We start from the raw sequence: 732 nt of genomic DNA on the forward strand, positions 1-732 counted from the left end.
ACCAAAGGTAAGTTTCATTGGTAAAAGCACGTAAAAAGAGTTTTTCTTGCAACGCTGAACCGGCTTTGTCTGGGTATGGTTGGTAACCCGCGTACGGATCTAAGCCCGTTCTTGGCGTTTCACATCGGTTGGCAAATTCGTTAGAGGTTTTACTGTAATCGCCTTGCGTCCATGCCGAATTGGTTGACGTATTGATGGATGGAGAAGCGCCGTCGCCACCACCGCCACAGCCTTGTAATAACGCTAGAGTAACTGCCGTTGCAATAGAATACTGAAATTTCATATTTGTATGTCCCTACAAGTGATGATTTTATAATTATTTAATCTGCTTATTTTTATTTCCTTAGCATTGATGAATGTATAAATTTCAACTGTTTATGCGCAAATTTATATTTAAATATTGTGATAGGTTTAACGGAAGGTAGGTTAGTGTTTTAGCAGTATATTTATATGTGGATATTTAAATGACGTGTTTTAACAGAATTTAATGTCAATTAAATGGGTTGGTTTGACCAAGTATACTGACTTGTTCAATTTATTTTAAGTATGGAATTAATATTGGTATGTGCGATTTAATTTAAAAACGTTGATTGAGCTGAGAAACATACTTTAATAAATCCCCATCAATATTGGGTAATCCGTCAGAGAAAAATATTTGTGTCCCTGGAGTGCAACGCATTAAAACGTTAGTTAACTCGCCATCTTGGTTGGAGGTATTGAGCGCATTGAACT

The 732-nt window shown here is 36.5% G+C and carries 2 pseudogenes; both read right to left on the minus strand.

The annotated features are described in order from the left end of the window. Positions 1-283: pseudogene (locus R7Q48_RS27160) on the minus strand (peptidase S41); the annotation flags it as partial. Between the two features lie 294 nt (positions 284-577). After that, positions 578-732 (minus strand): annotated as a pseudogene (locus R7Q48_RS27165) (transcriptional regulator); the annotation flags it as partial.

The organism is Vibrio sp. 378 (assembly GCF_033339435.1).